This is a genomic window from Streptomyces sp. NPDC016851 (assembly GCF_055562795.1).
Window position 1 is genome coordinate 119,721 of sequence record NZ_JBVHEP010000021.1, and the last position, 21,184, is coordinate 140,904.

A 21,184-nucleotide genomic window follows, 5' to 3' on the forward strand; every position below is an offset into this window, starting at 1 on the left:
GCTCTGGCCTGCGCGAACGTTGGGTCACTGATCTTCCGGGCTCGGTCGCTTTCACCGTGGTTCCCCGTTGTTCCCCGCTCGTTCTGGTGCGGCAGTGGTGCAGAGCTGTGGCGACCAGGAGGTGATCAGCTGGGTACCTGCCATTCATGGAGGCGGATCTTCACCTGGCAGTTGCGGTCCGTGTGCCAGATCACCTCACCGGCGACAGTCGCGCCCAAGGTGGGCAGTTGCATGTGGTGAGGCATGGCGGTGATCTCGGCAAGGCCGACTGCATTCGGCAAGCCATCGATGAGGAGGAAGACGCCGAATGGCTGCCGGCCGATGACCCGTCCGCTGGCGTGAGATCCGAGGGGCAATGCGGCAACTGTTGCTGGCCAGCTCCGGTCGACGGCATCTGAGGGTGGCACCAGGGAGCGGTCCGGCCAACTGAACTCGGGCATTGGCCAATCATGGCCAGAGCAGTGGATGTTGTCGACAGCGGGGCGCAACGCCACACTGCTCGGCCGCGCAGGACCAACACGCTCTCCAACTGTGTTGGTGGGGTGGTGTGCCGAGTCTGGGGCCGTTCACCTGCGTTCATAGACGGCCGGTCGTGAGAGCGGCTACCGGGCTTCCGTCCCGACTGAACGACCGTGAACGGCGCTGAATGAGACGGAAAAGACTGAGACGGGACCGAGCTGGGCGAACGCTGAGGCCCGTTCAGCGCATGCTTCGAAAGGCCCCATGTTGTGGTGCTGTAGGCCACACTGGGCGCCCGGTTAAGCCAAGGGGGAACCACGAGCAGCCCGCACATCAACGCGCCCATCCAAGCTCGTATGTACGCGAACACACTGCACAAGGTGATCTGGGTGGTTGTGGTCGTGGTGTCGGCCGGCCTTCTTGCCCCGCCCCTGTTTTTCATCGCCGCTAAGAAGCGTGTCGTCAGCATGGTCGTGCCAGCTGTCTACGCGGTGATTATCTACGGGTCCGCTGTTCTGGGGTCGGTTCTCGGCAACCCGAAGAACTGGGTGGGTGGGTCCTTGTCCGTAGCTCTACAGAGTTCAGTCAGGAAGACATTCATCTGGCGGCCGACGAGCGGTGTCCGTTGCACGCCGCCTGGCGCGGCCCTGGCGGTTGGCGTCAAGCGTTGGGCGTTTCAAGCTTCTTCCGACCGATCAAGAGCCGATCGGTCGGAAGAAGCTTTGGCCATCACCCAAGTGCGGCACGCTCTCGCGCATCGAGGTCAGGCTGGGCGCAGCGCCCCGTACTCCTTGTCCAGATAAGCGCGGCCGAAGTCGTCACTGTCGTCGCTGTAGCCGGCCGACCAGGGCACTGGGCAGGGACCACTGTGGTCCGGGTCGGGACACAGGACGCGAATGAGTTCTTCGCGCAGGCTATCCATTTCACGGCGCGTAGCCAGTAGCCCTACCCGGATCTCGTATACCTGCCGCTGACCTGGCTCCTCCTGGAGATGCTCGTCGCTCCACTGCTGGGGCAACTCGTCGTAGAACTCAGACAGCGTTATGCCACCCGGTCGAGTTCCCAGTCTTCCTTCGACAACTCGAAGCTTCCACGGCACTCGCTCCCCCAGGGCTCGCTTGCAGCCGTCGACAATCGCCGCGATGTCGCCATCCGCGGCGTAGATACCGAGTTGGATCTCAAAGAGACCGACACTGGAGGTCATGAACTCCTGTCTTCGCTTGGTCGAGGGGGAAGCTAGCGGCGGCCGACGCTCTTCACGTCACAGTGCTTGGCCCGGTAACCGGGGCCAGCCCAGTCATTGGCGTTCTTCTTTGCGGCCTTGATGGAAGTATCCCTCGTCGGTCCAGTGCCTTTGCCCTCGACGAAGCCGACGGCGTCGTTGGTCGAGATCTTGACCTTGGCGCACTTCACCTTGGCAGCCCATCCCCTGGCCATTACTGACACACCGTCAGTGGCACTGGCTGAGCCCACAGGCCCAGCCAGGGCTATAAGGGCACTCGCAGCGAGGGCAGCCGAGATCGCACGCATCCGCATCAACGTGATTCACTCCCCGTGTTCTGATAGCCGCACAGGGCGGCCAACGCTTGTAAGGGCACCAAGGCGCCCCTGGTCAGGCGCAACTGTAGCTTGATCACTTGCGGTGAGCTGTGATGGAGGCAATGGAACCAACGGCAGCCGTAACGCATCCGCACTCCTGGTCCGGCCCGAGTCAAGGCCTGTTCACGGATGGACGACAACCTCGTGCACGATCTCGCAGAGTGCGGCAGGCAGGATGTCCGCCGTCTCGGACGGTCGCCCGTGGTCGGCGTAGTACGTCCACTGAATGCGGGTAACTAGTGCGCTCCGCCGAATGACGACAAGAAGATCGAGGCGAGTATGTGGAAGCGGCGAAGATGAGTAGACCGGCACCTGCCGCACGCGCCTAAACGAAGAGCGGGCGTCTCCCATCAGGAGAAACACCCGCTCTCGCGTCGAACTTCATCTGCGGGGCTAACAGGATTCTCCTTGACAGCCACGACGGACAGATGCTCTCCGTGACCCAGGTCGGCGCTGACAGTCACTTCAGTAGCTGTGTCCTCGATAGATGAAGCATCAATCAGCCACTGTTGCTGCGAATGGCCCGTGATGCGATTGGGCAGAGCGGGCCCTCCGCCAGGGAGCCGACAGTTGGTGCCATTCAAGAAGACTCGCTCTGAGTAGATGCGCAGCGACGCGAGCTCTGTATCTTCCCGCCCAGTGTTCTTGACAGAGACCAGGACGGCCCGAACTGTCTCACCCGAACTCCGTGCAAGGCGATCAGTGAAGAGCGCTTTCAGCGTCACGTTGGGCCGCGCTCGTTCACTTTCGCGTTTGGCTAGACGGGCCTGAGACAGGCTGATCACAACTGCCACCACAGAGACAACGAGGCTGGCGATAGATAGCACCAGGGGGGCCAACTCGGCACCTTTCCCATCGGCAAGCATGGAGGTCACGGTTGATCCTTGCAGTTCTACGGTCCCGAGACCGGTGGTACGCAGAACTTCCGATACACAGGGCTTCGCCCACCACTACTCCGGCCGGCACTCGCGAACGGCGCCCCCTCCATCTCGGAGCCTGAGCGCCCCCGCCGGAGGCATGCTTTGAGCGTTGCCGCGCTCCGCGGTTCTCGACTCATGGCTGCGGCAGGTGCGGATGCCGCGCAAGGTGGACGCCGGGTTCCTTCAGGTGTCGGTGACCCTGCGGGAGGATGCCATGCCGTTCATACGGGACTACCGGGCCGTGCCTCACCAACTCACCCTCGGCGCCACGCTGTCGGGCAAGTCCATGTATCTGCGACACCTGATCGCCGGACTCGCCCCTCAGCCGGTCGCCCTCGTCGGCATCGACTGCAAGCACGGTGTGGAACTGGCACCGTTCGCGGCCCGCCTCTCCGCGCTGGCGACCGAACCGGAACAGGCAGCAGAGCTGCTGCTCGTGCTCGTGAAGCAAGCAGGGGTTGAGGGCCGCACCCGCGTCGGCGTGCGGCCCTGCGTATGTGCTTACGGGGTCCAGCCGCCGTACGGCACGGTGATGAGTTCCATGGCGTGGCCCGCCGGGTCCATGAAGTACACTCCGCGGCCACCGTCGTTGTGGTTGATCGCGCCGGGCTGCTTCCGGTGGGGATCGGCGTAGTGCTCGATGCCGCGCTGCGTGATCTGCGCATACGCTGCGTCGAACTCCTCCTCGGAGACCAAGAAGGCGTAGTGCTGGGGAGTGATCCGGTCCGCAGGGATCGTGGCGAAGTCCAGCGTGACGCCGTTGCTCAGGTCGACCGCGATGAATGGGCCCCACTCGGCGGTGATCTCAAGGCTGAGCAGGTTCGCGAAGAATTCTGCGGACTCCCGGTTGTCCCGGGCATGGACGATCGTGTGGTTCAACTCGACTGACAAGGAATGCCTCCGAAGGCATGTCCCGACACCTCCATGCCTCACCCAGTCGGTGACCGACACGCGATGTCGCCGCAGATTCTAATCGCTGCCGCCTACATAGTCAGGCGGCGGTGGCAGATGAGGGCTGCGGCTATGCCGACGAAGGCCAGGAAGTGCTCGGCCTTGTGCTCGTAGCGGCGGTGCAGGCGTCGGCAGCCGGCGAGCCAGGACACCGTTCTCTCGACGACCCAGCGGTGGCGGCCCAGCCGCTGCGAGGACTCGACGCCTTTGCGTGCGATGCGGTGGCGGATGCCCCGCTTGCGGAGCCATCGGCGCAGGTGGTCGTAGTCGTATCCCTTGTCGGCGTGGAGCTTGGCCGGGCGCCGGCGGCGCGGGCCGTGCCGGGAGCGGATCGGTGGGATCCCGCGTACCAGCGGCTTCAGGCCGAGGCTGTCGTGCAGGTTGGCGCATGGAGTCGCAGCTTCGGCTGCACGCGTTCTCCTACCTGGGGTCACGTCCTCTCGGCTCCTTCCAGCCCGCTCACATCCGTGACTGGGTGAGGCAGCTCCAAGAGAACGGCGTCCGTGGCTCGTACGCTCGGACGATCTACTCCAATGTGCGGGCGGCTCTAAGCGCTGCCGTGGACGATGGGCACCTTCCCCGGAACCCGTGTGCTGCTCGCTCGGTCCGGCCGCCGACCGTGGACAGCAAGCGAGTCGTCCCATGGACGGCAGAGCGGGTCTTCGCAGTCCGGGCCGGCATGCCCGAGCGGTACCAAGCCATGGTCAACATGGGCGGCGGCTGCGGTCTCCGCCAGGGGGAGATCCGTGGCATCGCCGTCGACGCGATCGACTTTGCGGCGGGCACGCTCCACGTGGTCCAGCAGCTCAAGCTGAGCCGCAGCAAGCCCGTGTTCGCCCCACCCAAGGGCGGCAAGTTGCGGGACGTGCCGTTGCCCGGTCCGGTCGCTGATGCCCTCCGGGACCACATGAAGCCGTTCCCGCCGGTGGAGATCACCTTGCCGTGGAAGGTGGCGGACGGCCCTCCGGTGACCAAGCGGCTGATCTTCACCGGCCCGCGTGGCGGTCATGTCTGGCGGACGTCGCTCAACGAGGAAGTGTGGAAGCGGGCGCTCGCCTCGGCCGGGGTGATCCCCGAGCGGAAGCCGGGCGAGTCCTACGCCGAGTCCCGCGAGAACGGCATGCACGCCCTCCGGCACTTCTACGCCTCGGTGCTCCTGGACGCTGGAGAGAACATCAAGGCCCTGGCCGAGTACCTCGGCCACTCGGACCCCGGCTTGACGCTCCGCGTGTACGCGCACCTGATGCCCTCCAGCCAGGAGCACACCCGCAAGGCCCTGGCGTCCGTCTTCGAGCGCCAGTGACGAGCCTCATCAGTACCCGACGTGAACCAGTTCTGTGCTGCTAAAGGGCAGCAGTCTCGGCGAGTGGATTCACCAAAGTTGATTCCGTTAGCAGCGTCGTGGGAGATTGGGAGGCAAGCTCCTAGATGGCTTGCATAGGTTCTAGGAGATAGAACGACGGAGGACCTGGATCCGGCTGCAACCAGATCCAGGCCCTCATGCAGTCAGCGAGCCCGGTCGCCCACTAGCAGACCGGGCTCGCTGCATGTACAGCTCCCGGTCGCGACCGTCCTCGCGCGTGACCCGCTCATCGAGCGAACTGCATCACGCCGGTAGCGATGGCCACCAAGAGACCGGCTCCCGTAAGCCAGACCTGCCACCTCTCGGCACTGGTCCACCTACGGGGCTCGTCCTTCTCAAGGCTCACCTCTACTGCCTCCCTTCCTCCTTCAACCGGCCCGCTTCTCGGACCGGTGCCTTGGAACTCCCGAGCCAGTGGGCGGAGTTCAGGGAAGGATCAGGTGAGGCGCGACCAGCATACCGGCCATGTTGTTAGTCACCGAGGGACGACAGAAGGCTTGACAGCGGCCCCAAATCCCTTTCACGGCCCAGCGACGGCCCCACTGCAGCAACAAGGCCCCTGCCAGCGGAGAAACCGCAGGCAGGGGCCTTGATCAGTTCGGCTTACTTCTTCTTCCCCTGGTTCTTGACCGCCTCGATGGCCGCCGCAGCCGCGTCAGGGTCCAGGTACGTCCCGCCCGGGTTCACCGGCTTGAAGTCGGCGTCGAGTTCGTAGGACAGGGGGATGCCCGTCGGGATGTTGAGGCCCGCGATGTCCGCGTCGGAGACGCCGTCCAGGTGCTTGACCAGGGCGCGCAGGCTGTTGCCGTGGGCGGCGACCAGGACCGTGCGGCCGGTGAGGAGGTCGGGGACGATGGCGTCGAACCAGTAGGGGAGCATGCGGACGACGACGTCCTTGAGGCACTCCGTCTGCGGGCGCAGCTCCGGCGGGAGGGTCGCGTAGCGCGGGTCGGAGAACTGGGAGTACTCGGCGTCACGGTCCAGCGCCGGCGGCGGGGTGTCGTAGGAGCGGCGCCACAGCATGAACTGCTCCTCGCCGAACTCGGCGAGCGTCTGGGCCTTGTCCTTGCCCTGGAGGGCGCCGTAGTGGCGCTCGTTCAGGCGCCAGCTGCGGTGGACCGGGATCCAGAGGCGGTCGGCGGACTCCAGGGCGAGCTGCGCGGTGCGGATGGCGCGCTTCTGGAGGGACGTGTGCACGACGTCGGGGAGCAGGCCGGCGTCCTTCAGCAGCTCGCCGCCGCGCGTCGCCTCCTTCTCGCCCTTCGCGGTCAGGTTGACGTCCACCCAGCCGGTGAACAGGTTCTTCTCGTTCCACTCGCTCTCGCCGTGGCGGAGGAGGATCAGCTTGTACGGTGCGTCGGCCATGCCCCAGAGCGTAATCCACGCATTCGCCCGTTCGCGTGGCTGCCCGGCAGGCGGACGGTTGACGGGTTCTGTTAATTGAGTGGCCTCCGTCAAGCGCGGATTCGTAACGTGTGACCCCTGCATGCGCCGCTTACATGCGCCGCCTACATTCTTGCGTCCCGGGGGAGCCCATGTCGTCCATGCCGTACGGCCTGCGTGCCAGACGTGCCGTCCGGGAGACCGTCTCCGGACTGCCCCGCGAGTTCTGGTGGCTGTGGACCAGCACCCTCGTCAACCGGCTCGGCGCCTTCGTCGCGACCTTCATGGCGCTGTACCTGACGCTCGACCGCGGCTACTCCGCCACGTACGCCGGTCTGGTCGCCGCCCTGCACGGGCTCGGCGGGGTGATCTCCTCGCTGGGCGGTGGCGTGATGGCCGACCGGCTGGGGAGGCGGCCGACGCTGCTGATCGCGCAGGCCTCGACCGCCGTGTCCGTCGCGCTGCTCGGGTTCGTGCACCACCCGGTCGCGATCGCCGGTGTCGCGTTCCTCGTCGGCATGGCCAGCAACGCGTCCCGGCCCGCCGTGCAGGCGATGATGGCCGACATCGTCCGGCCCGAGGACCGCGTCCGCGCCTTCTCCCTCAACTACTGGGCCATCAACCTCGGCTTCGCCGTCTCCTCCACGGCCGCCGGGTTCATCGCCGAGGTCAGCTATCTCGCCGGGTTCCTGATCGAGGCGGGGATGACGATGGTCTGCGCGGTCCTCGTCTTCGTGAAGCTGCCGGAGTCCAAGCCCGCCGAGACGCTGAAGACGGCCGTCGCCTCCGAGGAGACGGCCGCGACGTCCGCCGACTCCGTCAGCCTCGGGACCGTACTGCGCGACGGACGCTTCATGGGCGTCGTCGGGCTGTCCTTCCTCGTCGCGCTGATCTTCCAGCAGGCGTACGTGGGGCTGCCGGTGGCCATGGGCGAGGCCGGGTTCACGCCCGCCGAGTACGGCATGGCGGTCGCCGTCAACGGCGTCCTGATCGTCGTGCTCCAGATCCCGGTCACGCGGTTCATCGAACACCGGGACCCGCGCCGGCTGCTCGTCGTCTCGTCCGTCCTCGCGGGGTACGGCTTCGGACTCACCGCCTTCGCCGGGTCGGTCGGCGTCATCGCCCTCACGGTGTGCGTGTGGACGCTGGCCGAGATCGTCAACGCCCCGACGCAGACCGGTCTGGTCGTCCGGCTCTCCCCGCTCCACGGACGCGGGCGCTACCAGGGGATGTACAACATGTCCTGGTCCGTCGCCGCGCTCGTCGCCCCGCTGATGTCCGGGTTCGTCATCGACCGCTTCGGGGCCGAGTGGCTGTGGGGTCTGTGCGCGGTGATCGGGACGGTGGCCGGGCTGGGGTACGGGGTGCTGATGCGGCGGGTGCCGGAGGAGGAGCCGGCTGAGCCCGATGAGTGGGCTCAGCCGACTGAGCCGACCGCTCCGGCCGGGCCTGCCGCCGTGGCCCCGGCGCAGGTCCCGGAGCTGCCCTAGGGCAGGACCCGGAGCCTTCCGCGTCCGCTCCCTGATCCGTTTCCGGGGTGTTCCCGATGGTGTGGCGATACGGCGCTTGATGAGCTGTTCCCATGACCCGTCACCGTCACCGTCACCGCCACCACAACAGGAAACCGCAGGCAGCCCGCCGCCTCCTCGTCGTTCTCGCCGCCCTCGTCGGCACCGCCACCCTCGCCGTCGCCGCCTCCGCGGTGCCCGGTACGTCCCACCACCCGCCGCCCCGATTACAGCCGGACGGCCAGGCAGCCCAGAAGTACCAGGCAGTCCAGAAGAACCAGGCCCCCCATACGAGGACCCAGGCCGTGCTGAACCGGATCGTCGCGCAGGGCACCCCGGGCGTCATCGCCCAGGTCCGCGACCGGCACGGAGTGTGGGACGGCCGGGCCGGTGTCCGCAAGCTCGGCTCGGAGCGGCCGCGGAGCACCCACGAGAGGTTCCGTATCGCCAGCGTGACCAAGACCTTCACCGCCACCGTGCTGCTCAAGCTCGAAGCCGAAGGCAAGCTGTCGCTGGACGACAGCGTGGCCAAGTGGCTCCCGGGAGTGGTGCGCGGCAACGGGTACCGGCCCGGGCACATCACCGTGCGGCACCTGCTCAACCACACGAGCGGGATCTTCGACTACAACATGGACGCCGGCTTCCGGGCCAGGTACGCCGGTGACGAGTTCGACCGGAACCGGCACACCCGGTGGTCCCCACGGGAGCTGGTGGACATCGCGCTCGCCCACCCGCCGAACTTCCAGCCGGAGCAGGGCAGCAGGCCGGGCCGCCCCGGCGAGTGGGACTACTCGGACACGAACTACGTCCTGGCCGGCATCGTCATAGAGAAGGCCACGGGCTGCAGCTACGCGCACGCCGTCGAGCGGCTCGTCATACGGCCCCTCGGTCTGCGCGGCACGAGCGTGCCGGACACCGCGCCCGGACTGCCCTCGCCCCACGCGCGGCACTATTCGACGCTCTTCGAGGACGGGCCGCAGGCGAAGGTGCGCGACGTCACCGAGTTCAGTCCCACGGTCGCCTTCTCCGCAGGGCAGATCATCTCGACCGTGGGCGACGTCAACACCTTCCTGTCCAGCCTGCTGGCCGGTGACCTGCTGCCGCCCGCACAACAGCGGCAGCTGCTCGACGCCGTCCCGGTCGACGGGGACAAGGGCCACGGCGGCCCGGAGGACGTCTACGGCCTCGGCCTACGGCACTTCAAGCTCGCGGAGAGCTGCTGGGCCTGGGGGCACGGTGGCATGATCCCCGGCTCCGCGACCCGCACCCTCGCCTCGGCGGACGGCCGGCAGGTCATGACCATGAACCGCAACGGCGACTGGGGCGAGCAGCGGCTGGAGGACGCCGCTGTCGAATCCGAGTTCTGCGGGAGCGCGCCCTGAGGCCGGCCGATCGGCAGGCCGGCCGGCCGCACCGCTCACTTCACTGGACCGTCAACGGCACCGGGTGGATCTCGTCCGCCTTGTGCCCCGCGCGTTCGTGGACGCGCTGGACCGCTTCCGCGGAGGGTGCCTCCGAAAGGCAGTAGACGAGGCCGGACTCCGGGTCCGCCCAGGCCCTCTCGAAGTGCACCTTCTCATCCGCTTCGATGGCGAGGTCCGCGTTGTGGGCCTCGAGCAGCTGCTCTTCCGTGATGCCCTTCATGCTGCGGTGGACATCCATGAACTTGGCCATGACGTCACGCTCCTTCCCAGGATCCGGCGGCACGCCGATACAGCGGGCGTACCTCCATGGTCCGCCCGTACCGGCACGAAGGCACCACGACGGCCGAAACCTTCACAACGCCACAGGGCCCCGGCGGCGAACCACCGGGGCCCTGCTGGTCGTACGAGAATGCCGGCGTCAGCCGCACTGGCAGGGGCTGCCCGACTGGCAGCCGCAGCCGCAGCCCGAGCCGCAGCCGCACGCGGCGACCAGGGGCAGGTTCCTGATCTCGGCGGGCTGCTCGGTCTCGCGCTGCTGCGTGGGGTCGGGCGCGGTGCTGGGGGATTCGGCCATGGGTCCCTCCTCGAGGCTGGTGCCTGTGCCCATTGGATGCCCGTTCCGCTGGGCGCATCAACGGCGCACAGAGGCGCCCGCGCGCCCTGGCCAATCCCCGCAGGCCCCCGGCCAATGGCCGACTCACGCCGCGCTCAGGCGCTCTCCGCCCCCGTCACCGCCTGGATCTCCGGCTGCGCGTCCGCCTGGAGCTCGTCCGCGTGCTCACCCGTCACCAGGTACACCACCCGCTTGGCGACCGAGACCGCGTGGTCGGCGAACCGCTCGTAGTAGCGGCCGAGCAGCGTCACGTCCACGGCCGTCTCGATGCCGTGCTTCCAGCGGTCGTCCATCAGGTGCTGGAAGAGCGTGCGGTGCAGCAGGTCCATCTCGTCGTCGTCCTGCTCCAGCTGGAGTGCCAGGTCGACGTCCTTGGTGATGATCACCTCGGCGGCCTTGGCCATCAGGCGCTGGGCGAGCTGGCCCATCTCCAGGATGGTGGCGTGCAGGTCGCTCGGCACCGCGCGGTCCGGGTAGCGCAGGCGCGCGAGCTTCGCCACGTGCTGGGCGAGGTCGCCCGAGCGCTCCAGGTCGGCCGACATGCGCAGCGACGTGACGACGATGCGCAGGTCCGTCGCCACGGGCTGCTGCCGCGCCAGCAGGGCTATGGCCCTGGCCTCCAGGTCGTGCTGCAGTTCGTCGACCTTCTGGTCGGCCTCGATGACGTTCTCGGCCAGCTTCAGGTCGGAGTCGAGCATGGCGGTGGTGGCGCGCCCGATCGCCGAGCCGACCAGCCGGGCCATCTCCACCAGACCGTCGCCGATCGAGTCCAGTTCCTCGTGGTACGCGTCCCGCATCAGGCATCCCTCTCGTGCGTCCGTGTCGGGGGTTCAAGGGCCGGGGCCCACCGAACATCCGGCGGTACGACCGTCGTATTACCAACGGTCCGAACCCCACGCTCCCACGTTCCGTCCCGTACGCGTCCGTTTCCGTCATCCCAAATGAACCAATACTGGCTCCAAGGTGAACTCTGGGCGACGAGTGTTCGAGGTCGCAGCCCGACGGCTGTGGCCCGTGCCCGACCCATGCCTAACCTGGGTGCATGGACGTGAACGCGGCGGTCGCCGCAGTGGCAGCGATCGCCGGGGTGCTCACCGGCGTCATCGCCATGCTGGCGTTCCGCTGGAGTGAGCGTGAACAGAAGCGCCCCACCCGCAGCTCCCTCCACACGGACGCGGTGCTCCCGCCGGGCGTGGACACCGTCCTGTCGGTCCTCAGGTCCTCCGCCGTCGTGCTCGACGAGGCGGACGCGGTGGTCAAGGCCAGCTCGGCGGCGTACGCGCTCGGCCTGGTCCGCGGCGGCAAGCTCGCCGTCGAGCCGATGCTGCAGATGGCCCGGGACACCCGGCGCGACGGGGAGATACGCCAGGTCGAACTGGACCTGCCGAGGCGCGGCACCGGACGCGGAGAGGCCCTGGCCGTCTCCGCGCGGGTCGCGCCGCTCGGCTCCCGGCTGGTGCTGCTGCTCGTGGAGGACCTCACCGAGGCCCGCCGGATCGAGGCGGTGCGGCGCGACTTCGTCGCCAACGTGAGCCATGAGCTGAAGACGCCCGTCGGCGCCCTGTCCCTGCTGTCCGAGGCCGTGATGGACGCCTCCGACGACCCCGAGGCCGTCGAGCGGTTCGCCGGGCGCATGCAGATCGAGGCCACCCGGCTCACCAGCCTGGTGCAGGAGCTCATCGACCTGTCGCGGGTGCAGAACGACGACCCGCTGGAGGACGCCGAGCCGGTCCGCGTCGACGAGCTCGTCGCCGAGGCCATCGACCGCTGCCGGCACCAGGCCGGCACCAAAGAGATCACCATGGCCGCGGGCGGCACCGCCGACCTGCATGTGTGGGGCAACCGCGGCCAGCTCGCCGCCGCCCTCGGCAACCTCGTCGAGAACGCGGTCAACTACTCGCCCGCCCGCACCCGCGTCGGCATAGCGGCCCGCAAGGTGAACGCGCCCGGCGGGGAACAGATCGAGATCGCCGTCACCGACCAGGGCATCGGCATCTCCGACAAGGACAAGGAGCGCATCTTCGAGCGCTTCTACCGCGTCGACCCGGCCCGCTCCCGTGCCACCGGCGGCACGGGCCTCGGGCTGGCGATCGTGAAGCACGTGGCCGCCTCGCACGGCGGGGAGGTCACGGTGTGGAGCGCCGAAGGCCAGGGCTCCACCTTCACCCTGCGGCTGCCGGAGGCCGGTGCGGCCCGCGACCGCGCACATCAGCAGCCCGCCCGAGAGATACGCGCAGGAGGCGCGGGCCTCGACGAGGAGGCCGGGCGGTCCACCCCCACATCCCCCGAATCAACAGCGTACGAATCGCTTCCCGCCCCGGAGGTCCTTCCGTGACCCGAGTGCTCGTCGTCGAGGACGAGGAGTCCTTCTCCGACGCCCTGTCGTACATGCTCCGCAAGGAGGGCTTCGAGGTCGCCGTCGCGACCACCGGGCCCGACGGACTCGACGAGTTCGAGCGCAATGGCGCCGACCTCGTCCTTCTCGACCTGATGCTGCCCGGCCTGCCGGGCACCGAGGTCTGCCGCCAGCTGCGCGGCCGTTCCAACGTCCCCGTCATCATGGTGACCGCCAAGGACAGCGAGATCGACAAGGTCGTCGGCCTGGAGATAGGAGCCGACGACTACGTCACCAAGCCCTTCTCCTCGCGCGAACTCGTCGCCCGCATCCGCGCCGTGCTGCGCCGCAGAGGTGAGCCGGAGGAGGTGACCCCCGCCGCGCTGGAGGCCGGCCCCGTCCGGATGGACGTCGACCGGCACGTGGTCACCGTCGGCGGCACCAAGATCGACCTGCCGCTGAAGGAGTTCGACCTGCTGGAGATGCTGCTGCGCAACGCCGGCCGCGTCCTGACGCGCATGCAGCTCATCGACCGCGTCTGGGGCGCCGACTACGTCGGTGACACCAAGACGCTCGACGTCCACGTCAAGCGCCTGCGCGCCAAGATCGAGCCGGACCCGGGCGCCCCGCGCTACCTGGTGACGGTCCGCGGCCTGGGCTACAAGTTCGAGCCGTAGGCCGGCCGCGTACGACGAACGAAGGGCGGGACCTCCCAGGAGGTCCCGCCCTTCGTTCGTCGTACGACTGCCTCGCGCGGGCTCAGTGCCCGGCGCCCGCGCCCGTCGACGCGCTCGCGGAGGCCGCGTCGGTCGGCGTGCCCGGCGACGCGTGGCCGCCCGGGGTCTCACCGGTGGCGGGGCTCTCGGTGCCGGCCGGCGAACCGGAGGGGCTCCCCGACGGCGAACCGGACGGGGACGCCGAGCCGCCCGGCGCGGCCGGCACCTCGGTCGGGCCCCACTCGGCGAAGTAGTGCTTGGCGGGGACGACGAACGCGCGCAGGCTCACGTCGCCCGTCTTGCTGAAGGTGAAGGTCACCTTCTGGGCGTTGCCGTCCTGGACGGCCTCGCGGCTGCTCGGCAGCATGGCCGTGGCGTTGTCCTTGCCGCCGAGGATCAGGCTGCCGCCGGCCGGGATGCTCAGGCTGCCGCCCTTGGCGGGCTTGAGCTCGGCCTTCTTGCCGGTGCCGGGCAGGGTGATGGACTCCAGCGTCTCGGCGGTGTTGCCGGAGTTGAAGAAGGTGGCGGAGATCGCGGCCGGGCCGGTCGACTCGAGGTCGGGCTGAGTGATCACGATCGCGTTCTGGATCTTGATGTTGCCGACGCTCGTCGCCGCGTTGTCCGGCTTGATCTCGAGGGTCTGCGCGTCGTTGCCCGCGCCGCACGCGGCGAGCGAGGCGACGGAGAACGCGATGGCGGCCGCGGCGAGGACGCCGCGTCGAAGGCTGCTGCTCACGGCGGCGGCAACTCCTTGACTCGAGCAGAGCGGCCGATAAAGCCGCCCTAAGTGTCTGTCAGCAGGCCTCAGGTTACCGAGCCGTCCCCGCCCGGCCGCACCCGACCCCCCGGCACCCGTCGTCCCACCTGAGCCACAAGTGACACCCGCGTCACATTGCGGGGTGCTCGTCCGGCATTCACATAAGCGCCTCGAGGCGGCAGCGCAGATTTTCCGTAAGGAATGTGCGGACCACCTGGGAATTGATCACCGGCGGCTCGTCCGGACGGCCGGTGATCAATTCCGGATTCGACCGGAACCCGGCTCGGGCCACCGAACGGAGTAGCGGAAGTCGATCATACGGAACCGGACATATGGGGATGTTCGGCCGTTCGGAGGGGGGTCCGGATGTGTGTAACGTACGCGTTTCACTCGGCCCGGAGAGCCGCTCCGACCTGCGAATACCTTCTTCCATCCCCTGTCCGAAGCACGTTCCTGTTGGACTTGTCAAGCCCCGAGATATGCCCTGACCTGCGAAAACGCCATTCAGAACCCGCAGTTTCCGTGTTACCCTGGATAGCCACGGAAGGGGTACCTGTCACATGACGTTCAAGGTTGGCGACACCGTGGTCTATCCCCATCACGGGGCCGCGCTGATCGAGGCTATCGAAACTCGCCAGATCAAAGGCGTGGACAAGACCTACTTGGTGCTGAAGGTCGCCCAGGGTGACCTGACAGTGCGTGTGCCAGCGGACAATGCGGAGTTCGTCGGCGTGCGTGATGTGGTCGGTCAGGACGGGCTGGACCGGGTCTTCGAGGTGCTGCGCGCGCCGTACGCCGAGGAGCCCACGAACTGGTCCCGTCGTTACAAGGCAAACCTGGAGAAGCTCGCCTCGGGCGATGTCATCAAGGTCGCGGAAGTGGTGCGTGACCTGTGGCGTCGTGAGCGTGAGCGTGGACTCTCCGCCGGCGAGAAGCGCATGCTCGCCAAGGCCCGCCAGATTCTGGTGAGCGAACTCGCCCTCGCGGAGAACACCAACGAGGACAAGGCCGAGGCCCTGCTCGACGAGGTTCTCGCCTCCTGAGGCGAAGCCGGTCGCTCAGCACTCTGCTGATCAATCCTGCACATCGAAATGCCGCGGTGCCCGATGACATTCTCCAGTCGCCGGGCGCTGCGGCATGTTCGCACTCGGACGCCGAATGCGCCGTCACCGCCGGATGTGTTATCACTCACGATCCGGTGCTTGGCGTGCCGGGCCCGGGCAGCCGGCTCGACCAGCGTCACGGAAGGGTCCGGTCGAGCGCGTCGCGCCCGGCACTCCTCCAGGCCATACCCACGCCAGGGCAACACACAAACCTGACAGGAACCGATGTCTGACGATTCGCGTCCCTCGCCGTCGGCCGCCCCTTCGGCAGGCCGTACGGCGGCCGTGATCCCGGCCGCCGGCCGTGGTGTACGGCTCGGCCCGGGCGCCCCCAAGGCGCTCCGCGCGCTGGGCGGCACCCCCATGCTCATCCACGCGGTCCGCGCGATGGCCGCCTCCCGTGCCGTCTCGCTGGTCGTCGTCGTGGCCCCGCCCGACGGTGCCGCCGAGGTCAAGTCGCTGCTCGACGCGCACGCGCTGCCCGAGCGGACGGACTTCCTCGTCGTACCGGGCGGACCGACCCGCCAGGCGTCCGTGAAGCTCGGCCTGGACGCGCTGCCCCCCGGTCACGACATCGTGCTGGTGCACGACGCGGCCCGGCCGCTGGTCCCGGTGGACACGGTCGACGCCGTGATCGAGGCCGTACGCGAGGGCGCCCCGGCCGTGGTCCCGGCCCTGCCGCTCGCTGACACCGTCAAGCAGGTCGAGCCCGCCGCGGCGCCAGGCGAGCCGGAGCCGGTCGTCGCCACGCCGGAGCGCGCGCGGCTGCGGGCGGTGCAGACGCCGCAGGGCTTCGACCGGGCGACGCTGGTCCGGGCGCACGAGACGGTCACCGGGGATGTCACGGACGACGCCGGCATGGTCGAGCAGCTCGGCCTCACGGTCGTGGCGGTGCCCGGCCACGAGGAGGCGTTCAAGGTCACCCGGCCCCTGGACCTGGTGCTCGCGGAGGCCGTCCTGGCCCGCAGGAGGCTCAACGATGGCTTCTGACGAGACCCCCGCGAAGGGCGAAACTCCCGCGGTGGACGAAACGCCCGCGGTGGACGAAACGCCCGCGGTGGACGAAACGCCCGCGGTGGACGAGACGCCCGCGGTGGACGAGACGCCCGCGATGCCCCTGCCCCAGGTCGGCATCGGCACCGACATCCACGCCTTCGAGGAGGGCCGCGAGCTGTGGTGCGCCGGCCTGAAGTGGGAGGGCGAGGGCCCGGGCCTGGCCGGCCACTCCGACGCGGACGTCGTCGCGCACGCCGCGTGCAACGCGCTGTTCTCGGCCGCCGGCCTCGGCGACCTGGGACAGCACTTCGGCACGGGCCGCCCCGAGTGGTCGGGCGCGTCGGGCATCACGCTGCTGACGGAGGCGGCCCGGATCGTCCGCGCGGCCGGCTTCCGCATCGGCAACATCGCCGTCCAGGTCGTGGGCCCGAGGCCGAAGATCGGCAAGCGCAGGGACGAGGCCCAGAAGCTGCTGTCGGAGGCAGCCGGAGCACCGGTTTCCGTATCGGGCGCGACGACGGACGGACTGGGCTTCCCGGGACGCGACGAGGGCCTGATGGCGGTGGCGACGGCGCTGGTCGTGCGGGTCGGGTGAACGGCTCTGCCCCACACACCCCCCACGGCCTACTACCCTGGTCCCGTGACTATTCGCCTGTACGACACCAGCGCCCGGCAGATCCGTGACTTCTCCCCGCTCAAGCCGGGTTGTGTCTCGATCTACCTGTGCGGTGCCACCGTGCAGGCCGCACCCCACATCGGGCACATCCGGTCGGGTCTGAACTTCGACATCATGCGCCGCTGGTTCGAGTACCGCGGCTGGGACGTCACGTTCGTGCGGAACGTGACGGACATCGACGACAAGATCATCTCCAAGGCGGACGAGCAGAACCGTCCGTGGTGGGCCATCGGCTACGAGAACGAGCGCGCCTTCAACGACGGCTACACCGTGCTGGGTTGCCTGCCGCCCACCTACGAGCCCCGCGCCACCGGCCACATCACCGAGATGGTCGAGATGATGCGGGACCTCATCGACCGCGGGCACGCCTACGAGGCCGACGGCAGCGTCTACTTCGACGTCCGCTCCTGGCCCTCCTACCTGGAGCTGTCCCGGCAGGACCTCGACGAGATGCGCCAGCCGGCCGAAGAGGGCATCACCGGCAAGCGCGACCCGAGGGACTTCGCCATGTGGAAGGCGGCGAAGCCGGGGGAGCCCAGCTGGGAGACGCCGTGGGGCCGCGGCCGTCCGGGCTGGCACCTGGAGTGCTCGGCGATGGCGCACAAGTACCTGGGCGCCGCCTTCGACATCCACGGCGGCGGCCTCGACCTGGTCTTCCCGCACCACGAGAACGAGATCGCCCAGGCCAAGGCCTACGGCGACGACTTCGCCCAGTACTGGGTGCACAACGCCTGGGTCACCATGAGCGGCGAGAAGATGTCCAAGTCGCTCGGCAACTCGGTGCTGGTCAGCGAGATGGTCAAGCGCTGGCGGCCCATCGTGCTGCGCTACTACCTGGGCACCCCGCACTACCGCTCGACGATCGAGTACAGCGAGGAGGCGCTGCGCGACGCCGAGTCGGCGTTCGCGCGGATCGAGGGCTTCGTGCAGCGCGTGGTGGAGAAGGCCGGTGCCGTCGAGCCGGCCGCCGACGTGCCGCCGGCCTTCGCCGAGGCGATGGACGACGACCTGGGCGTGCCGCAGGCGCTCGCCGTCATCCACACCACCGTCCGGCAGGGCAACAGCGCGCTGTCCGCCGACGACAAGGAAGCCGCCGTGGCCCGGCTCGCCGAGGTCCGCGCCATGCTCGGCGTCCTCGGGCTCGACCCCCTCGACCCGCACTGGGCCGGGGAGAGCGACCGCGGCGCCGACCTGCACGGCGTGGTCGACACGCTCGTCCGCATGGTCCTCGACCAGCGTGAGGCCGCCCGGGCCCGCAAGGACTGGCCCACCGCGGACGCCATCCGCGACCAGCTCGGCCAGTCCGGCCTGGTCATCGAGGACAGCCCGCAGGGGCCGCGCTGGAGCCTCGGACCGCGCTGACCCGGCCGCGATCCGGAAGATCGATTGTGCCGCCCGGGCCTCCGGGCGGCACACTTCATAGACGTACGCACGTACCGCACCCACAGACAGGTAGGTCATGGCAGCCAACAACCGCCGCATGTCCGGCAAGAAGGGCGCGCAGGTCGGCAGTGGCGGCCAGCGGCGCAAGGGCTTGGAGGGCAAGGGCCCCACCCCGCCCGCCGAGATGCGCAAGGGACACAAGAAGAACCGTGTCGCCGGCGCCAAGGCGCGGCAGACCGCGCGCCGTCCCGCGCCCCGGGGCCGCGGCGGCAAGTCCACGTCCGAGCTGGTCGTCGGCCGCAACCCGGTCTTCGAGGCGCTGCGCGACGGCGTGCCCGCCTCCACGCTGTACGTCCAGCAGTTCATCGACAACGACGAGCGCGTCCGTGAGGCCCTCCAGCTCGCCGCCGAGCGCGGCGGGATCAACCTCATGGAGGCCCCCCGCCCCGAGCTCGACCGGATGACGAACGGGCTGAACCACCAGGGGCTCGTGCTCCAGGTCCCGCCGTACGAGTACGCCCACCCGCAGGACCTCGCCGACGCCGCCCTCGACGACGGCGAGGACCCGCTGATCGTCGCGCTCGACGGTGTCACCGACCCGCGCAATCTGGGCGCGGTCGTCCGCTCCGTCTCCGCCTTCCGCGGGCACGGCGTCGTCGTACCCGAGCGCCGGGCCGCCGGGATGACGGCCGGTGCCTGGAAGACGTCCGCCGGTGCCGCCGCCCGTACGCCCGTCGCCCGCGCCACCAACCTGACGCGCGCGCTGGAGGCGTACAAGAAGGCCGGCATCGTGGTCGTCGGCCTGGCCGCCGACGGCGAGGTCGAACTCGGTGACCTGGAGGCCCTGGGCGGGCCCGTCGTCATCGTCGTCGGCAGCGAGGGCAAGGGCCTGTCCCGGCTGGTCGGGGAGACCTGCGACCACCGCGTGCGGATCCCGATGCCGGGCGGCGCGGAGTCGCTCAACGCCGGTGTGGCGGCGGGGATCGTGCTGTACGAGGCGGCCCGCCGACGCAGCTGAACGGGCGTCCGGCACCTCACCCGTACGGGTTAATTCCGGGAGCAGCGGGGCGACGAGGACAAGCTTGACGGGGTCCGGACAGATCCGGCGAGTCAAAGCAGTGTCCTATCCCGACGTCACTCGGTTAGATGAGTGTGGACACCAGAACACCCCGCACACCCACGGGGGACCGCTCGTCGGGACTCGACGACGCTCCCGCGCTGAGCATGGTGAAGGTGCCGAGCGACCCGGCGCAGGTCATCGTCAATCACGCGAGTTTCCGCGTGCAGTTGGGCGTCTCGACGCGTCGCGTCCAGTCCCCCCGGGTCGCACGGCATCTGACCACCAGCGAGGACACCGCCCGCATCCCCGTCGTCACCGCCGGGGGCGCGGCGGACGGGGCCGCCACCCGCCGCCGGCCCGTCGTCTGGAGCGGCAAGTCCGCGCCCGACGACACCGGCGCCCACCGCCTCCTCCAGGCCGTCCGGCACGAGAGCATCCGCCACCCCGACGAGTCCGCCACGGACACCGGGGCCACCCAGGTCATCTCCCGCGTGGGCACCGCCCCGCAGGGCCCGGGCTACGGCGCCGGGTACCAGGACGGCGGTTACGGCGGCACCGGCTACGAGGGTGACGGCTACCAGGGCGACGGCTACCAGGACGACCTCACCCAGACCGTCGAGACCCCCGTCGTCGGCCCGCAGCGCACCCACGAGCCCGCCGACGGCACGCGGCTGCTGCCGCCCATGCGCACGGTCGGCAGCGCCTACGACGAACCGGCGTACGACGAACCCGCCTACGCGGAAGAGGACTTCGAGGACGTCACCGGTGAGTCGGACGACACCGGGCGGCCCGTCAGGCGCCACGGCGACGACCCGGCACGGCACGCCTACTACCCGGGCCGCCGGCTGAACCTCGGCGTCGTCCTGCTCCCGCTGCGCGTCTTCCTCGGCTTCATCTCCATCTACGCCGGCATGGGCAAGCTGTGCGACCCCGTCTACTTCGACGGCGGCAAGCGCGGCACCATGGTGAAGTGGCTGAACACGCTGCACCCCTGGGAAGTCGCCGAGCCGCTGCGCCAGTTCGCCTTCGAGCACCCGGTCGGCTCGGGACTGGCCATCGCCTTCGCCCAGGTCATCGTCGGCGTCCTGACGGTCCTCGGCTGCTGGCAGCGCGTCGCCGCCTGCTTCGGCGCCCTGCTGTCGGCCGCGCTGCTGGTCACCGTCAGCTGGAAGAGCGTCCCCGTCTACGAGACCCCCGACATCATCTACCTCGCCGCCTGGTCCCCGCTGATCATCGCCGGCGCCCCCGTCTACTCCGTCGACGGCCGCCTGGCCGGCAGCGCCTGGCGCCGCCTCGGACCCCGCGCCGACATCTGGGACCTGCGCCGCTACGTGCTGCGCCGCGGCGCCCTCGTCACCGCCGTCGCGACCGGTCTCACGCTGCTCGTCGGCTCGCTGCTCGGCGGCGCCGTCCGCGACGCCGACCGGGTCGTCGTCCCCGGACCCGGCGAGCCCCCGCGCAACGAACTGCCCGGCTCCCCGCTCCCGGACGCCCCCGGCAAGCGGCAGGACAAGCGGACCCCGTCGGCCTCCACGTCGCCCACCCAGGGCGCCACGGCCGGCTCGGCCAGCCCCAGCGCGGGCACCACGACCACGCCGGGCGCCACCCGGGACGCCGGCACGGTCACCGGCGGCTCGCCCAGCCAGACCCAGGGCAGCGGCGCGGGCCAGGCCCCGCCCCAGCAGTCCTCCCCGGCCGGCCAGGCCCCGAGCACCACCTCGGGCCCCACCTCCGGTGGCACGGCGACCGGCGGCACGGGCTCGACCGGCGGCTCGGGCGACGGCGGCGGCTCCTCGTCCACGGGCCGGCCGGGCCTGGTGGGCGGTTTGCTGGGTTAGCCGGCAGCAGATATCAAGGGCCCCGCACCTTCGAGGTGCGGGGCCCTTATGACGCAGAGCGGGGCAGCAGACGCAAGGGGCGCGGGGAACTGCGCGACAA

Annotated in this window: 20 protein-coding genes and 3 pseudogenes; 12 read left to right on the top strand and 11 right to left on the bottom strand. The window is 69.4% G+C overall.

What is annotated here, in order from left to right; genetic code table 11:
- Positions 1-125 precede the first annotated feature (125 nt).
- The 4 genes from ACZ3I3_RS29620 to ACZ3I3_RS29635 all read right to left on the bottom strand — a co-directional run bounded on the left by ACZ3I3_RS29620 (position 126) and on the right by ACZ3I3_RS29635 (position 2,933).
- The gene (locus ACZ3I3_RS29620; protein WP_467370102.1) at positions 126-440 is read right to left on the bottom strand and encodes a S1 domain-containing protein; all 315 of its coding nucleotides are present in this window, start codon (positions 438-440) and stop codon (positions 126-128) included.
- A 782-nt stretch (positions 441-1,222) separates the two neighbouring features.
- Positions 1,223-1,663 (bottom strand): hypothetical protein, encoded by a 441-nt coding sequence (locus ACZ3I3_RS29625; RefSeq protein WP_467370104.1) that lies wholly within the window; start codon positions 1,661-1,663, stop codon positions 1,223-1,225.
- 32 nt (positions 1,664-1,695) lie between these two features.
- Complete coding sequence (locus ACZ3I3_RS29630) at positions 1,696-1,872, bottom strand: hypothetical protein (RefSeq protein WP_467370105.1); 177 nt, start codon at positions 1,870-1,872, stop codon at positions 1,696-1,698.
- Between the two features lie 536 nt (positions 1,873-2,408).
- Positions 2,409-2,933, bottom strand: a complete 525-nt coding sequence (locus tag ACZ3I3_RS29635) for a hypothetical protein (RefSeq protein ID WP_467370107.1) — start codon at positions 2,931-2,933, stop codon at positions 2,409-2,411.
- Positions 2,934-3,117: 184 nt separating this feature from the next.
- Here ACZ3I3_RS29635 and ACZ3I3_RS29640 point away from each other — a divergent pair.
- Positions 3,118-3,429: pseudogene (locus tag ACZ3I3_RS29640) on the top strand (FtsK/SpoIIIE domain-containing protein); the annotation flags it as partial.
- A gap of 50 nt (positions 3,430-3,479) precedes the next feature.
- Here the strand turns inward: ACZ3I3_RS29640 and ACZ3I3_RS29645 are convergent.
- Both ACZ3I3_RS29645 and ACZ3I3_RS29650 read right to left on the bottom strand, forming a co-directional pair.
- Positions 3,480-3,869 (bottom strand): VOC family protein, encoded by a 390-nt coding sequence (locus tag ACZ3I3_RS29645; RefSeq protein ID WP_467370108.1) that lies wholly within the window; start codon positions 3,867-3,869, stop codon positions 3,480-3,482.
- 92 nt (positions 3,870-3,961) lie between these two features.
- Positions 3,962-4,315 (bottom strand): annotated as a pseudogene (locus ACZ3I3_RS29650) (transposase); the annotation flags it as partial.
- A 2-nt stretch (positions 4,316-4,317) separates the two neighbouring features.
- Here ACZ3I3_RS29650 and ACZ3I3_RS29655 point away from each other — a divergent pair.
- Positions 4,318-5,232: pseudogene (locus ACZ3I3_RS29655) on the top strand (tyrosine-type recombinase/integrase); the annotation flags it as partial.
- 663 nt (positions 5,233-5,895) lie between these two features.
- Here ACZ3I3_RS29655 and ACZ3I3_RS29660 read toward each other — a convergent pair.
- Positions 5,896-6,657, bottom strand: a complete 762-nt coding sequence (locus ACZ3I3_RS29660) for a phosphoglyceromutase (RefSeq protein WP_359193090.1) — start codon at positions 6,655-6,657, stop codon at positions 5,896-5,898.
- A 170-nt stretch (positions 6,658-6,827) separates the two neighbouring features.
- On the opposite strand from ACZ3I3_RS29660, the gene ACZ3I3_RS29665 reads away from it, so the two are divergent.
- Both ACZ3I3_RS29665 and ACZ3I3_RS29670 read left to right on the top strand, forming a co-directional pair.
- Positions 6,828-8,165 carry an MDR family MFS transporter gene (locus ACZ3I3_RS29665; protein WP_467370110.1) on the top strand — a complete coding sequence of 446 codons (1,338 nt, stop codon included), beginning with the start codon at positions 6,828-6,830 and terminating at the stop codon, positions 8,163-8,165.
- 92 nt (positions 8,166-8,257) lie between these two features.
- On the top strand, positions 8,258-9,565 hold the full coding sequence (locus tag ACZ3I3_RS29670; RefSeq protein ID WP_467370112.1) for a serine hydrolase domain-containing protein: 1,308 nt from the start codon (positions 8,258-8,260) through the stop codon (positions 9,563-9,565).
- Between the two features lie 40 nt (positions 9,566-9,605).
- Here ACZ3I3_RS29670 and ACZ3I3_RS29675 read toward each other — a convergent pair whose 3' ends face one another.
- From ACZ3I3_RS29675 to phoU, 3 genes are all read right to left on the bottom strand, one after another.
- Positions 9,606-9,857, bottom strand: a complete 252-nt coding sequence (locus ACZ3I3_RS29675; RefSeq protein WP_467370114.1) for an SCO4226 family nickel-binding protein — start codon at positions 9,855-9,857, stop codon at positions 9,606-9,608.
- 168 nt (positions 9,858-10,025) lie between these two features.
- Complete coding sequence (locus ACZ3I3_RS29680; RefSeq protein WP_307175998.1) at positions 10,026-10,181, bottom strand: hypothetical protein; 156 nt, start codon at positions 10,179-10,181, stop codon at positions 10,026-10,028.
- 134 nt (positions 10,182-10,315) lie between these two features.
- The gene (gene phoU, locus ACZ3I3_RS29685) at positions 10,316-11,017 is read right to left on the bottom strand and encodes a phosphate signaling complex protein PhoU (protein ID WP_467370116.1); all 702 of its coding nucleotides are present in this window, start codon (positions 11,015-11,017) and stop codon (positions 10,316-10,318) included.
- Positions 11,018-11,262: 245 nt separating this feature from the next.
- Here phoU and phoR point away from each other — a divergent pair, with 245 nt between their 5' ends.
- Both phoR and phoP read left to right on the top strand, forming a co-directional pair.
- Positions 11,263-12,555: a two-component system sensor histidine kinase PhoR gene (phoR, locus tag ACZ3I3_RS29690; RefSeq protein ID WP_467370117.1), complete on the top strand. Its 1,293-nt coding sequence runs from the start codon at positions 11,263-11,265 to the stop codon at positions 12,553-12,555.
- Positions 12,556-12,560: 5 nt separating this feature from the next.
- The gene (phoP, locus tag ACZ3I3_RS29695) at positions 12,561-13,232 is read left to right on the top strand and encodes a two-component system response regulator PhoP (protein WP_020271862.1); all 672 of its coding nucleotides are present in this window, start codon (positions 12,561-12,563) and stop codon (positions 13,230-13,232) included.
- Positions 13,233-13,314: 82 nt separating this feature from the next.
- On the opposite strand, the gene ACZ3I3_RS29700 is transcribed toward phoP, so the two are convergent.
- A complete protein-coding gene (locus ACZ3I3_RS29700; protein ID WP_467370119.1) occupies positions 13,315-14,007 on the bottom strand; it encodes a copper chaperone PCu(A)C domain-containing protein in 693 nt (230 codons plus the stop codon).
- A gap of 581 nt (positions 14,008-14,588) precedes the next feature.
- On the opposite strand from ACZ3I3_RS29700, the gene ACZ3I3_RS29705 reads away from it, so the two are divergent.
- The 6 genes from ACZ3I3_RS29705 to ACZ3I3_RS29730 all read left to right on the top strand — a co-directional run bounded on the left by ACZ3I3_RS29705 (position 14,589) and on the right by ACZ3I3_RS29730 (position 21,084).
- Positions 14,589-15,071: a CarD family transcriptional regulator gene (locus tag ACZ3I3_RS29705; RefSeq protein WP_003953493.1), complete on the top strand. Its 483-nt coding sequence runs from the start codon at positions 14,589-14,591 to the stop codon at positions 15,069-15,071.
- 285 nt (positions 15,072-15,356) lie between these two features.
- A complete protein-coding gene (gene ispD, locus ACZ3I3_RS29710; protein WP_467370120.1) occupies positions 15,357-16,121 on the top strand; it encodes a 2-C-methyl-D-erythritol 4-phosphate cytidylyltransferase in 765 nt (254 codons plus the stop codon).
- Positions 16,122-16,242: 121 nt separating this feature from the next.
- Positions 16,243-16,722, top strand: coding sequence for a 2-C-methyl-D-erythritol 2,4-cyclodiphosphate synthase (gene ispF, locus ACZ3I3_RS29715; RefSeq protein WP_467370167.1), 480 nt, complete (start codon positions 16,243-16,245; stop codon positions 16,720-16,722).
- 45 nt (positions 16,723-16,767) lie between these two features.
- Positions 16,768-18,165: a cysteine--tRNA ligase gene (gene cysS, locus ACZ3I3_RS29720; RefSeq protein ID WP_467370122.1), complete on the top strand. Its 1,398-nt coding sequence runs from the start codon at positions 16,768-16,770 to the stop codon at positions 18,163-18,165.
- Positions 18,166-18,262: 97 nt separating this feature from the next.
- Positions 18,263-19,204, top strand: a complete 942-nt coding sequence (rlmB, locus tag ACZ3I3_RS29725; RefSeq protein WP_467370124.1) for a 23S rRNA (guanosine(2251)-2'-O)-methyltransferase RlmB — start codon at positions 18,263-18,265, stop codon at positions 19,202-19,204.
- A 128-nt stretch (positions 19,205-19,332) separates the two neighbouring features.
- The gene (locus ACZ3I3_RS29730) at positions 19,333-21,084 is read left to right on the top strand and encodes a DoxX family protein (RefSeq protein WP_467370126.1); all 1,752 of its coding nucleotides are present in this window, start codon (positions 19,333-19,335) and stop codon (positions 21,082-21,084) included.
- The last annotated feature ends 100 nt before the right edge of the window (positions 21,085-21,184 follow it).